Origin of the sequence: uncultured Escherichia sp., assembly GCF_948475835.1 — a bacterium.
In the GTDB taxonomy this organism is placed as follows: Bacteria; Pseudomonadota; Gammaproteobacteria; order Enterobacterales; family Enterobacteriaceae; genus ECMA0423.
Genome location: NZ_CAOLGM010000039.1, coordinates 1 through 12,467 on the forward strand (window position 1 = coordinate 1; position 12,467 = coordinate 12,467).

At 54.3% G+C, this 12,467-nt stretch carries 10 protein-coding genes and 1 pseudogene (1 of these 11 running past the window's edge); 3 read left to right on the plus strand and 8 right to left on the minus strand.

The window, feature by feature from the left end:
• Both clsB and QZF50_RS09750 read right to left on the minus strand, forming a co-directional pair.
• Positions 1-1,064, minus strand: a 1,064-nt coding sequence (gene clsB / locus QZF50_RS09745; RefSeq protein WP_290388865.1) for a cardiolipin synthase ClsB, incomplete at its 3' end; no start/stop codon positions are given.
• Positions 1,061-1,822, minus strand: a complete 762-nt coding sequence (locus tag QZF50_RS09750) for an endonuclease/exonuclease/phosphatase family protein (RefSeq protein WP_001113348.1) — start codon at positions 1,820-1,822, stop codon at positions 1,061-1,063. The genes QZF50_RS09750 and clsB, both read right to left, overlap by 4 nt.
• Before the next feature lie 132 nt (positions 1,823-1,954).
• Between QZF50_RS09750 and QZF50_RS09755 the strand changes: the two genes are divergently transcribed.
• On the plus strand, positions 1,955-2,365 hold the full coding sequence (locus QZF50_RS09755; RefSeq protein WP_000871982.1) for a YbhQ family protein: 411 nt from the start codon (positions 1,955-1,957) through the stop codon (positions 2,363-2,365).
• Here QZF50_RS09755 and QZF50_RS09760 read toward each other — a convergent pair.
• Genes QZF50_RS09760 through cecR form a run of 5 tightly spaced genes read right to left on the minus strand, consistent with a single transcriptional unit; the run spans position 2,327 to position 7,968 of the window.
• Positions 2,327-3,433 (minus strand): ABC transporter permease, encoded by a 1,107-nt coding sequence (locus QZF50_RS09760; RefSeq protein WP_000469031.1) that lies wholly within the window; start codon positions 3,431-3,433, stop codon positions 2,327-2,329. The two genes, QZF50_RS09755 and QZF50_RS09760, sit on opposite strands and share 39 nt — an antisense overlap.
• A gap of 10 nt (positions 3,434-3,443) precedes the next feature.
• Positions 3,444-4,577 carry an ABC transporter permease gene (locus tag QZF50_RS09765; RefSeq protein WP_000070131.1) on the minus strand — a complete coding sequence of 378 codons (1,134 nt, stop codon included), beginning with the start codon at positions 4,575-4,577 and terminating at the stop codon, positions 3,444-3,446.
• Positions 4,570-6,306 carry an ATP-binding cassette domain-containing protein gene (locus QZF50_RS09770; RefSeq protein ID WP_000996091.1) on the minus strand — a complete coding sequence of 579 codons (1,737 nt, stop codon included), beginning with the start codon at positions 6,304-6,306 and terminating at the stop codon, positions 4,570-4,572. The genes QZF50_RS09765 and QZF50_RS09770 overlap by 8 nt, the downstream gene beginning before the upstream one ends.
• Complete coding sequence (gene hlyD, locus QZF50_RS09775) at positions 6,299-7,294, minus strand: secretion protein HlyD (RefSeq protein ID WP_001296990.1); 996 nt, start codon at positions 7,292-7,294, stop codon at positions 6,299-6,301. The genes QZF50_RS09770 and hlyD overlap by 8 nt, the downstream gene beginning before the upstream one ends.
• 2 nt (positions 7,295-7,296) lie before the next feature.
• Positions 7,297-7,968, minus strand: coding sequence for a DNA-binding transcriptional regulator CecR (gene cecR / locus QZF50_RS09780; protein ID WP_001296991.1), 672 nt, complete (start codon positions 7,966-7,968; stop codon positions 7,297-7,299).
• A 228-nt stretch (positions 7,969-8,196) separates the two neighbouring features.
• On the opposite strand from cecR, the gene rhlE reads away from it, so the two are divergent.
• Complete coding sequence (rhlE, locus tag QZF50_RS09785; RefSeq protein ID WP_000007102.1) at positions 8,197-9,561, plus strand: ATP-dependent RNA helicase RhlE; 1,365 nt, start codon at positions 8,197-8,199, stop codon at positions 9,559-9,561.
• Positions 9,562-9,792: 231 nt separating this feature from the next.
• Here the strand turns inward: rhlE and ybiA are convergent, their stop codons facing one another.
• Positions 9,793-10,275, minus strand: coding sequence for an N-glycosidase YbiA (ybiA, locus tag QZF50_RS09790; RefSeq protein ID WP_001145128.1), 483 nt, complete (start codon positions 10,273-10,275; stop codon positions 9,793-9,795).
• 119 nt (positions 10,276-10,394) lie between these two features.
• On the opposite strand from ybiA, the pseudogene dinG reads away from it, so the two are divergent.
• Positions 10,395-12,467, plus strand: a pseudogene (gene dinG, locus QZF50_RS09795) (ATP-dependent DNA helicase DinG) (it continues 61 nt past the right edge of the window).

Genomic DNA, 12,467 nt, shown 5'->3' on the forward strand with positions numbered 1-12,467 from the left:
CGTTTGGGCAGCATGGTCTCATCGACCTGCTGACAATCTGCGGCGATAATGCCGTTCAGATTATCGCGCAGCGTCTGGTTAAAATGACGATCGTGGATGATGACATTTGCTTCGAGATTCAGTGACAAACTGAGCGGATCGAGATTACTGGACCCTACTGTCGCCCAGTGATCGTCCATCAATGCCACTTTGCCGTGGAGCGGGCGGCGGCGGTACTCAAACACCTGAACGCCACCTTTAACCAGATAGTTATACAGCAAGCGCGCACCGACTCTGACAATCGGCATATCCGGTTCGCCCTGAATGATCAGTTTGATCCGCACCCCGCGCCGTGCCGCTTTACGCAAGGCGTGTAAAAATCGATAGCCGGGGAAGAAGTAGGCGTTGGCGATAATCACTTCCCGCCGCGCCTGAGTGAGCATTTTCAGATAGTGGCGTTCGATATCATCGCGATGTTCTTCGTTATCGCGCCAGACCAGCAATACCTGCGCTTCTCCCGGCTGGCGATTTTCTTCCGCTTTGTGATGGCGTCGCCACCAGCGTCGTGCCGCGCTCTGTCCTGGCAGGTTTTCCAGCTCAAACTGGAGAATATCTTCGACAATCGGCCCTTCGAGGCGTACCGCGTAATCCTGTTTAGCCTCCGGACCGTAGCTGGACATATGCTCGGCGGAGTAATTCAGCCCGCCAATAAAGGCGATACGCGCGTCGATCACCACAATTTTGCGATGCATCCGGCGAAACACATTGGTGCGCATACCAAAAAGGCGAGGGCGGGGATCGTAGTAGCGGAACACCACGCCAGCGGCCGTCAGTTCATTGACAAACTCATCGCTGAGATCCGGCGAACCGTAGCCATCCAGCAAGACTTCCGCTTTTACCCCGCGTTGCGCTGCTGCCAGTAGTGCCGCATGCAGCTGTTTGCCGACGTCATCCTCAAACCAGATAAACGTTTCAAGAATGATGCGTTCTTGTGCCTCGCCAATCGCCTTAAACACCGCGGGATAATATTGCTCGCCGTTTTCCAGCAACTGGATCTTATTGCCTTCGCGCCAGCTACATTTCATAAATGAATCTCCGCACTTAAAGGGGCATGATCAGAAAGGTGTCGCCATGTCCGCAGCGGCAACGCGGTTGGCGCGCTGGCGCTGGCATTTTTGACGTAGATCCTGTCCAGTCGTAGTAGAGGAAATTGCACCGGAAACGTGCGCGCCGGGCGTCCGTGGGCGCGGGTAAATATCTCATCCAGCCCGGCCTGCACTTTTAACGGATGATTAGCTTTTTGCCGCCAGTCATTGAAATCACCCGCCACCAATACCGGTTCGCCGTCCGGTAGCTCATTCACCCATTCGGCGAGCATCGCAAGCTGCGCCTGACGGTGCGCCTCACGCAGGCCCAGATGTACGCACATCACATGAATCGCTTTTCCGGTCATCGGTGGCACAATGCGGCAGTAGAGCACGCCGCGCTTTTCCGCACCATCGACCGAAACATCGCGATTCTCATAATGTTCAATGGGATAACGCGACAGTACGGCGTTGCCGTGATGCCCTTCCGGGTATACGGCATTGCGACCGTAGGCAAAATCGCTCCACATCGTGTCGGCGAGAAACTCGTAGTGCGAGGTATCGGGCCAGTTTTCCACATGCAGCGGATGAACTTCGTGCGCGCCCATCACTTCCTGCAGGCAAACAATATCGGCGCTGACGGTACGCACCGCGTCGCGAAGTTCCGGCAAAATGAAGCGTCGGTTAAACGCGGTAAAACCTTTGTGAATGTTGATGGTGAGCACCTTGAACGAAAATTGTTGTGTTTGATCGGGCATAATTTTCCTGTCTTTGCCTCTTATCTCATTGAAATAGTGTAGTCGGCGTCACAAAAAGGTGCGGTCTTACGGAATTTTCCGTAAAGTTCGGTACTCTGAGTAAGTAGAGATAAATTCTTCAGGAGAGAAGCCATGAAGTGGCAACAACGTGTTCGTGTCGCAACTGGTCTAAGTTGCTGGCAGATTATGTTGCATTTACTGGTAGTGGCGCTGCTGGTGGTGGGCTGGATGAGTAAGACTCTGGTTCACGTCGGCGTGGGATTATGCGCACTGTATTGTGTCACGGTAGTGATGATGTTGGTGTTTCAGCGCCACCCCGAGCAACGCTGGCGTGAGGTGGCAGACGTGCTGGAAGAGCTGACCACGACCTGGTATTTTGGCGCAGCGCTGATTGTGCTGTGGCTGTTGTCCCGTGTACTGGAAAACAACTTTTTGCTGGCAATTGCAGGGCTGGCAATCCTTGCCGGCCCGGCGGTAGTGTCTTTGCTGGCGAAAGATAAGAAGTTACATCACCTTACGTCTAAACATCGCGTACGCCGCTGACCCTGTCGTGGCCGTTATCACCAGTAGCGGCCACAAACTATTCCACACAATATCCAGACTCGCATCCTTCAAATAAATCTGCTTGGTAATGTCCGTAAAGTGGCGAATAGGGTTAATCCACGTCAGGTTTTGCAGCCATACTGGCATGTTTTCCACCGGAGAAACGTAACCGGAAAGGAGAATGGCGGGCATCATAAAAACAAACACGCCGATAAACGCCTGCTGTTGTGTCGAGCAGAGTGATGAAATCAACAGACCGAATCCCACCAGCGATAAACCGTAAATCACCATCGTAAAGTAGAACAGCGCCAGCGATCCGGCGAAGGGGATTTGATACGCCCAGATACCAATCGCCAGCACAATGGTGGCCTGGAAGGTGGCGACAATTAACGCCGGTACGGCTTTGCCGATGAAGATCTGCCAGGTGGTGAGCGGCGAAACCAGTAGCTGATCGAGCGTACCTTGTTCACGTTCGCGGGCGACGGAAAGTGAAGTGACGATCATTACGCCGATAGTGGTGATCATGGCGATCAGCGACGGCACCACAAACCATTTGTAGTCAAGATTCGGGTTATACCAGTTGCGTACCACCAGCTCGCTGTTGTTAGGTTTCGGTTTTCCTTCCAGCAGCTCCTGCTGATAATTTTTGACGATCTGTTGCAGGTAGTTGGCGGCAATTTGCGCACTGTTGGAGTTACGCCCGTCGAGGATCAACTGCAACGGCGCGGTCTGGAAGGTATCCAGTTTGCGCGAGAAGTCAGCCGGGAAACGCACCAGTAGTAACGCCTTTTGTGTGTCGATGGTTGGGCGGATCTCCTGTGGGCTTTTCAGCAGCAGCACATGAGTAAAGGCGCTGGCGCGGGCAAAACGTTGGGTCAGCTCCACCGAATGCTCGCCGTTATCTTCATCGTAGATGGCGATGGTGGCGTTAGTCACTTCCAGCGTGGCGGCGAACGGGAACAGAATCACCTGAATAAGCACAGGTAAAATCAGAATCGCGCGGGTTTGCGGTTCGCGCAGCAGCGACTGCAACTCTTTGCGGATTAACGTCCATAAGCGATGAAACATGCTCTTCTCCCTAATCCAGCCGACGTTTGGTTTTCAGCCACGTCAGGCCGATAAACATCACCGCCGAAGCGATCAAAAACAGCACGTTTACCACCAGCACCACTGGAATATTCCCGGCGAGGAACAGGCTTTGCAGGGTGCTGACGAAATAACGAGCGGGAATAATGTACGTCACCGCGCGGATCACCGCGGGCATACTGTCGATCTGAAAAATAAAGCCGGAAAGCATAATCGACGGCAGAAAAGCGGCGTTCAGGGCGACCTGAGCGGCATTGAACTGGTTGCGGGTAATCGTGGAAATCAGCAGCCCCATCCCCAGGGTACTGAGTAAAAACAGGCTGGAGATAAAAAACAGAATCAGCAGCGACCCGCGATACGGCACGCCGAGAATAAACACTGACACCAGCATACACAGCAACATCGCCAGCATCCCGAGAAAGTAATAAGGGATCAGCTTACACAGCAGCAGTTCCGTGCGGGTAATCTCCGTAGAGAGCAGAGCCTCCATGGTGCCGCGTTCCCATTCTCGCGCCACCACCAGCGAGGTGAGAATCGCGCCGATGACCGTCATGATAATGGTCACCGCACCGGGGATAATGAAGTGCTGGCTAATCGCCGCCGGGTTAAACCAGTAGCGGGTTTGTACATCAATAAGCGGTTCAAAAGTCTGCCCGTTGTCCTCCGCTCGCTGCATTTGCCAGATCTGCCAGATCCCTTCGACATACCCCTGTACAAAGTTAGCGGTATTCGGCTCACTGCCGTCGGTGATCACCTGAATCGGTGCGGTGGCGTTGGCGCGCTCCATCTGTTCCGCAAAATCCACCGGAATAACCACCAGACCGCGAATTTTCCCCGCCTGCATTTTGGCGATCAGTTCCTGACGGTTATCGCTGATGGTGGCGTCGATGTAGGGCGAACCGGTCATGGTGTGGGTGAAATCCAGCGCCGCTTCGCTACGCTGTTCCAGTAAAATCCCGACCCGCAGCTTGCTGGAGTCGAGGTTAATGCCGTAACCAAAAATAAACAGCAGCAACAGCGGGATCACTACCGCAATCAGCCAGCTACTCGGATCGCGAACGATCTGCCGCGTCTCTTTGACGCACAGCGCCCGCACGCGACGCCAGGAAAGGATCGGGTTACTCATTGCTATGCTCCTTATCCCAGTCGTGGATCAACTGAATAAAGGCTTGCTCCATGGTGGGATCGGGTTGCTCGTCGTTGGCCGACTGCGCTTTCAAATCATCCGGCGTGCCGCTGGCAATTAATTTCCCACGGTACACCAGGCCGATGCGGTCGCAATATTCTGCTTCATCCATAAAGTGGGTGGTGACCATCACCGTGACGCCTTTCTCTACCATGCTGTTGATATGTAGCCAGAATTCGCGGCGAGTAATCGGATCAACGCCGGACGTCGGTTCGTCGAGAAACAGAATGTCCGGTTCATGCATCAGCGAGCAGGCCAGTGCCAGCCGCTGTTTAAAACCTAATGGCAGTTCATCGGTGGCGTGGGAGGCGATACTTTTCAGGCCGAACGCCTCGCTCATACGGGAGATTTTTTCGTTCTGCGCCCGACCGCGTAAGCCATACACACCAGAGAAAAAGCGTAAATTCTGTTCGACCGTCAGGTTACCGTAGAGCGAAAACTTTTGCGCCATATAGCCGAGATGCTGGCGCGCTTTACCAGAACTCTCTTTCAGATCCATCCCCAGCACCAGCGCCTGGCCGGAAGTCGGCACCAGCAAACCGCACATCATCTTAAAGGTGGTCGATTTACCCGCGCCGTTTGGCCCCAGCAAACCAAAAATCTCCCCACGTTTAACGGCAAAGTTGACGTGATCGGTGGCGGCAAAATCACCAAATTTCTTGGTCAGTTCTTTCGCTTCGATCACCGTCTCGCCGGGTGTGCCTTCTACCGTATGTAATATTGCGCCCAGCGGCGATTCTGAGGTTCCGGCACCACCCAGCAAATCAATAAATGCATCTTCAAAACGCGGCGTAGTTTCGTTGATGTTGATTTCCGGCATCCCGTCGGCATGGCGAATATCGTCTGGTGTGGCCTCTTTTTTGAGGATCAGACGTACCGATTTCCCCTGAATCATGCCGTCGCTGACCTGTGGCAGTTTCAAGGCGCGTTGCAATAGTTTGCGGTTGCCCTCGTGTGGACTGGTCATCAGAAAACTGCGTCCGGCCATGGTTTGTGTCAGGGCTTTTGGTTCCCCCTGATACAGCAACTCGCCTTCGTTCATCAGTAACACGTCACGGCACTGCTCGGCTTCGTCGAGATACGAGGTACTCCAGAGGATTAACATCCCTTCGCCTGCCAGCTCATGCACCATCTGCCACAGTTCGCGCCGTGAGATAGGGTCAACGCCGACGCCGGGTTCATCGAGCAGCAACACTTTCGGTTCGCCCACCAGGGTACAGGCCAGACCGAGTTTTTGTTTCATCCCACCGGAGAGCTTGCCCGCCAGGCGTCCGGTAAACGGCCCAAGAGACGTAAACTCCAGCAGGCGAGCAAAAGTTTGCTTACGTGCCTCGCCGGTGACGCTGCGCAAATCCGCGTACAGATTGAGGTTCTCCATCACCGTGAGATCTTCATACAGACCAAATTTCTGCGGCATATAGCCGAGCACGGCGTGCAGCGCGCCGTCGTTTTTGATTGGATCAAAGCCAATCACCGTGGCATTGCCGCTGTCGGGTTTCAGTAATCCCGCCAGCATCCGCATTAGCGTGGTTTTACCTGCACCATCCGGCCCCACCAGCCCCGTCACATAACCGGCGTGAATGGTACAATCGAGCGGCGCGACGGCGGGCTTGTCCATGCCCGGAAAGCGTTTTTCCAGGCCGTTCAGCGTGATAACGGCATCATTCATGTCCTGCCTCGTTACCGAATTGCACCGTCACCGGCATTCCCTGGCGTAACGCATCATCGGCGTCGGTCACCACAATACGCAGGCGATAGACGAGGTCGGTACGCAGATCCGGTGTTTCGACGGTTTTCGGGGTAAATTCAGCAGTCGGCGAAACGAAACCAATCTGCCCGTGATAGGGCTTGTCCGGGCGACCATCGGTATAAAGCAGCACTTTGCGCCCCGGCTGGGCCTGGTCAAGATTACGTTCGTCAACATAGGCACGTACCCACACCGGACGCGTTAGTGAAACGGTAAACACCGTGCCACCTTCATTGAGGACCGTGCCTGGCTCCACCGCGCGCGTTAACAGCGTGCCATCAGACGGGGCTATCAACGTTGAGTCCTGCAAATTCAACTCCGCCTGCGCCAGTTGCGCCTGCGCCTGTTCGAGGCTGGCTTTCGCCTGGGCGATGTCCTGTTCACGGTTACCGGAACGGTACTGACGCAATTTATCCTGTGCTGATTTCAGCGTTGCCTGCGCCTGGTCGCGCGAGGAGCGGGCATTTTCCAGGTCGTTTGCCGAAATGGTGCGGCTTTTCCACAACCCTTGCTGGCGGTTATAGAAGTTCTGCGCATAGTCATAGGCGGCTTGCGCCTGTTTCACCGCTGCGGCGGCCTGAGCGATTTCTTCATCGCGATACCCGGCAAGCATCAGGTCATACTGCGCCTGTGCCACCGAAACACCCGCTTTCGCCTGCATCAGGGCAATCTCATACGGCTTGTGATCCAGTTCGCCCAGCACCTGGCCCGCTTTGATAGCATCACCTTCGTCCACCGCCAGCGATTCAACGCGCCCCCCAACACGGAAACTAAGATTCACCGTACGAATATCCACGTTGCCATACAGCGTCAGGCCGTTATCCTGGCGGCTTTGATACCACCAGTAGCCTCCGGCAACCACGGCGGCAAGTACCACTACCGCCAATCCGATCACGACAGGTTTTTTCATCACTACAAACTCCTTTGCGATAATCCTTGCAAAATCAGGTCGATATGACAGGTCACCGTCTGGTTGATCAGTTCGGTCTTTTCTTCATCGAACGCGGTCCAGCCGGTACGTAACAGAATTGTTTCTTTGCCAAGACGGAACGCCAGAATCTCACCAATCAACGCATGAGTATGGAGGATCATGCGGGTATCGTTGGCGTCGCAGCCGGTCCAGGCGGCAATCAGGCGTGTCAGGTGGCTGTGTAGCGGGCTAATCACCTGTTCGTGCACCAGGTGATAGGCTGCCGTGGGAGAGAGCTGCTCACGGGAGATAAACTTGCTGAGGTTGACGGTGTCATCCTGGGTGAGCAGCTTAATCATGTTCCTGCAGGCGCGAAGGATCAGTTCACGGATGGCTGCGCGATCAGGCTGTGGTTGTGCGAACAAGCGTTCGGCCTCTTCGGCGTGCGGACGGAACTGCTCGCCAATAAAATCGGCAATCCACTGGGCGCAGGCGAGGTACAAATCTTCTTTCGAACCGAAGTAGTAGGTGATGGCAGCGATATTCTGCCCGGCCTGGGCGGCTATCTCGCGGGTGGTGGCGTTCATTCCATATTCACCAAACTGCGCCAGTGCGGCAGCAATCAGCTGTTTTTTCGCCTGTTCACCCTTGATTGTCATGGCAGGATTATTCATCGCACAGTCCATTCTTAATCAAATGATTGATTAAGATTATGACTCCATAGGGGAGTTGTCCAGTATGGCTAAGAATTTTAGCTACGCCAGTCACAGGGATAATTTATGCGCTGCGTCACAAAAACTGCTACACTCCGCTCCCTCATGACATTGTGGTTTTTGTCATTTTCCTTTTCAGTATCTCCCTGAAAACTACACCGGTAACGGTCGGGGCGGTTCGGAGTAGTTATGTCTTTCGATTCTTTGGGTTTAAGCCCTGATATCCTGCGCGCCGTTGCCGAGCAGGGTTACCGTGAACCCACCCCTATTCAGCAGCAGGCGATCCCTGCGGTGCTGGAAGGCCGCGACCTGATGGCTAGCGCCCAGACCGGTACCGGTAAAACAGCGGGCTTTACGCTGCCGCTGTTGCAACACCTGATCACTCGCCAGCCGCACGCCAAAGGGCGTCGTCCGGTACGTGCGCTCATTCTTACCCCGACCCGTGAACTGGCTGCGCAGATTGGCGAAAACGTCCGTGATTACAGCAAATATTTGAACATTCGTTCGCTGGTGGTGTTTGGCGGTGTCAGCATTAACCCGCAAATGATGAAGCTGCGCGGCGGCGTTGATGTTCTGGTGGCAACACCGGGACGTTTGCTGGACCTGGAACATCAAAATGCAGTGAAGCTGGATCAGGTTGAAATCCTCGTCCTCGATGAAGCTGACCGCATGCTCGACATGGGCTTTATCCACGATATCCGTCGCGTGTTAACAAAACTGCCAGCGAAACGCCAGAACCTGCTGTTCTCTGCGACCTTCTCTGACGATATTAAAGCCCTGGCGGAAAAACTGTTGCACAACCCGCTGGAAATCGAAGTGGCACGCCGCAATACCGCGTCTGATCAGGTGACCCAGCACGTTCACTTTGTCGATAAGAAACGCAAACGCGAATTGCTGTCGCACATGATTGGTAAAGGGAACTGGCAGCAGGTGCTGGTGTTTACCCGTACCAAACACGGCGCTAACCATCTGGCTGAGCAGCTCAATAAAGATGGCATCCGTAGTGCGGCGATCCACGGGAATAAATCGCAAGGTGCGCGTACCCGTGCGCTGGCTGATTTTAAATCGGGTGACATTCGCGTACTGGTGGCGACCGATATCGCTGCGCGCGGTCTGGATATCGAAGAGTTGCCGCACGTCGTCAACTATGAACTGCCAAACGTACCGGAAGATTATGTCCACCGTATCGGGCGTACCGGTCGTGCGGCTGCTACCGGTGAAGCGTTGTCGCTGGTGTGTGTTGATGAACACAAACTGCTGCGTGATATCGAAAAACTGCTGAAAAAAGAGATCCCGCGCATTGCGATTCCGGGCTATGAGCCGGACCCGTCAATCAAAGCCGAACCGATCCAGAACGGTCGCCAGCAACGTGGCGGCGGCGGTCGTGGGCAAGGTGGTGGTCGCGGTCAACAGCAACCACGCCGTGGGGAAGGTGGCGCAAAATCTGCAAGCGCGAAACCTGCAGAAAAACCGTCTCGCCGCCTCGGCGATGCCAAACCGGCAGGCGAACAACAACGTCGCCGCCGTCCGCGTAAACCTACCGCTGCGCAGTAATCTTTTATGCCGGGCTATGCCCGGCATCAGGCTGATGAACAAACGCAAAACTGCCTGATGCGCTACGCTTATCAGGCCTACGTGAACTCTGCAATATATTGAATTTGCATGCTTTTGTAGGCCGGATAAGGCGTTTACGCCGCATCCGGCATTTCACAACAAGCACTTGTCAGCAATTTGAGAACACGGGAAAAAATTTATCTGTTTTACCGCCCATAAGCCACCGAGACGTTACTTCTCTATAGCCAATTGTTCGCGCAACTCCATTAAAAGGTAGCCCAGTCGATTCTTGCCCTTACCATTACCACCGTCTCCCCAGTAAGCATCGTTTTCCGTATGCTCAACCAGTTTTGCGGGCGCGGTTGCCAGCAAGAGCGCACGCAGTTCTGGATGCTGTTCGAATTTAGCGCGAAGTGCTTTCCGCATCACCTGTTCTTTGACCGACTCCCAGTTTTTACGCAGAGGCTTAGAACGATCGCGCCCCATGCGTGCGGCGACCATAGGGGAAGAAACCCGACGGATCTCTTCGCGGTATTTTTCATCAAGGAATTTTTGTGCCTGAAAATAGTGTTCTGAGGTGGGCCAGGTTTTCCCGTCAACCTTGATGGGCCAGGCGGCAAAGTTAGAAAAATCACCGTAGTCATCGCTGGTGCTGTAGAAATTTATGATGGTGTCTTGCATGACGTGTTGGATCCTTTGTGCTCGAACGGGCATTAAACCGCATTATGTTGGTGGTTATTGCGAGCCGCTTTCCAGAAACAGAAAAACCATTACCCCTGAAAACCGAAAAATGCCACAATATTGGCTGTTTATACAGTATTTCAGGTTTTCTCATGGCATTAACCGCCGCGCTTAAAGCGCAAATTGCCGCCTGGTATAAGGCGCTTCAGGAACAGATCCCCGACTTTATTCCCCGTGCGCCGCAGCGGCAGATGATTGCGGACGTCGCCAAAACGCTGGCCGGAGAAGAAGGGCGGCATCTGGCGATTGAAGCCCCCACCGGCGTTGGGAAAACGCTCTCCTATTTGATCCCCGGCATCGCCATTGCCCGCGAAGAGCAAAAAACGCTGGTGGTGAGTACCGCCAACGTGGCGTTGCAGGATCAGATTTACAGCAAAGATTTACCGCTGCTGAAAAAGATCATTCCCGATCTTAAATTCACTGCCGCTTTTGGGCGTGGGCGCTACGTTTGCCCGCGTAATCTGACGGCGCTCGCCAGCACTGAGCCCACGCAACAGGATCTGCTGGCGTTTCTTGACGACGAACTGACGCCAAATAATCAGGAAGAGCAAAAACGTTGTGCGAAGCTGAAGGGCGATCTCGACACTTATAAATGGGATGGTCTGCGCGATCATACTGATATCGCTATAGATGACGATCTCTGGCGTCGTTTAAGTACCGACAAAGCCAGCTGCCTCAACCGCAACTGTTACTACTATCGTGAATGCCCGTTTTTTGTTGCTCGTCGGGAGATTCAGGAAGCGGAAGTGGTGGTGGCAAACCATGCGCTGGTGATGGCGGCGATGGAAAGCGAAGCCGTACTACCTGACCCGAAAAATCTGCTGCTGGTGCTGGACGAAGGTCATCACCTGCCAGATGTGGCCCGGGATGCGCTGGAGATGAGTGCCGAAATCACCGCGCCCTGGTATCGACTACAGCTGGACTTGTTCACGAAACTGGTCGCTACCTGCATGGAGCAGTTTCGCCCGAAGACCATCCCACCGCTGGCGATCCCTGAACGTTTGAATGCGCATTGTGAAGAGTTGTATGAGCTTATCGCCTCGTTAAACAACATTCTCAATCTCTACATGCCTGCCGGGCAGGAGGCAGAGCACCGTTTTGCGATGGGCGAACTGCCTGATGAAGTGCTGGAGATCTGCCAGCGGCTGGCAAAACTCACCGAGATGCTGCGTGGTCTGGCGGAGTTATTTCTTAACGATTTAAGTGAGAAAACCGGCAGCCACGATATTGTGCGTCTGCATCGGTTGATTTTGCAGATGAACCGCGCGTTGGGGATGTTCGAGGCGCAAAGCAAACTCTGGCGGCTGGCGTCTCTGGCGCAATCTTCCGGTGCGCCGGTGACCAAATGGGCGACGCGGGAAGAGCGCGAAGGGCAGCTGCATCTCTGGTTTCACTGCGTGGGGATACGTGTCAGCGATCAGCTGGAAAGGCTGCTGTGGCGCAGTATTCCGCACATTATTGTCACCTCCGCAACCTTGCGTTCGCTGAACAGTTTTTCGCGTTTGCAGGAGATGAGCGGGCTGAAAGAGAAAGCGGGCGACCGTTTTGTGGCGCTGGATTCCCCCTTTAACCACTGCGAACAGGGCAAAATTGTTATTCCCCGGATGCGCTTTGAGCCTTCCATCGACAACGAAGAGCAGCATATTGCCGAAATGGCGGCCTTTTTCCGTGAGCAGGTGGAGAGCAAAAAACATCTCGGTATGTTGGTACTGTTTGCCAGCGGACGGGCGATGCAGTGCTTTCTCGACTATGTGACGGATTTACGCCTGATGCTGCTGGTGCAGGGCGATCAGCCGCGTTATCGCTTAGTTGAACTGCACCGCAAACGCGTTGCCAACGGTGAGCATAGTGTGCTGGTGGGCTTACAGTCATTTGCCGAAGGGCTTGATTTGAAAGGTGATCTGCTCAGCCAGGTGCATATCCACAAAATCGCTTTTCCGCCCATCGACAGCCCGGTGGTGATCACCGAAGGGGAATGGCTGAAAAGCCTCAACCGCTATCCGTTTGAGGTGCAAAGCCTGCCGAGCGCCTCGTTTAACCTGATTCAGCAGGTTGGGCGACTGATTCGAAGCCACGGTTGCTGGGGCGAAGTGGTTATCTACGACAAACGCTTGCTGACCAAAAATTATGGCAAGCGACTACTGGATGCATTACCGGTATTTCCG

What these genes read in the sequence shown, in the direction of transcription:
- QZF50_RS09750 (WP_001113348.1), bottom strand. Translation starts at nt 1,822, where the DNA reads ATGCCCGATCAAACACAACAATTTTCGTTCAAGGTGCTCACCATCAAC.
- QZF50_RS09755 (WP_000871982.1), top strand. Translation starts at nt 1,955, where the DNA reads ATGAAGTGGCAACAACGTGTTCGTGTCGCAACTGGTCTAAGTTGCTGG.
- QZF50_RS09760 (WP_000469031.1), bottom strand. Translation starts at nt 3,433, where the DNA reads ATGTTTCATCGCTTATGGACGTTAATCCGCAAAGAGTTGCAGTCGCTG.
- QZF50_RS09765 (WP_000070131.1), bottom strand. Translation starts at nt 4,577, where the DNA reads ATGAGTAACCCGATCCTTTCCTGGCGTCGCGTGCGGGCGCTGTGCGTC.
- QZF50_RS09770 (WP_000996091.1), bottom strand. Translation starts at nt 6,306, where the DNA reads ATGAATGATGCCGTTATCACGCTGAACGGCCTGGAAAAACGCTTTCCG.
- hlyD (WP_001296990.1), bottom strand. Translation starts at nt 7,294, where the DNA reads ATGAAAAAACCTGTCGTGATCGGATTGGCGGTAGTGGTACTTGCCGCC.
- cecR (WP_001296991.1), bottom strand. Translation starts at nt 7,968, where the DNA reads ATGAATAATCCTGCCATGACAATCAAGGGTGAACAGGCGAAAAAACAG.
- rhlE (WP_000007102.1), top strand. Translation starts at nt 8,197, where the DNA reads ATGTCTTTCGATTCTTTGGGTTTAAGCCCTGATATCCTGCGCGCCGTT.
- ybiA (WP_001145128.1), bottom strand. Translation starts at nt 10,275, where the DNA reads ATGCCCGTTCGAGCACAAAGGATCCAACACGTCATGCAAGACACCATC.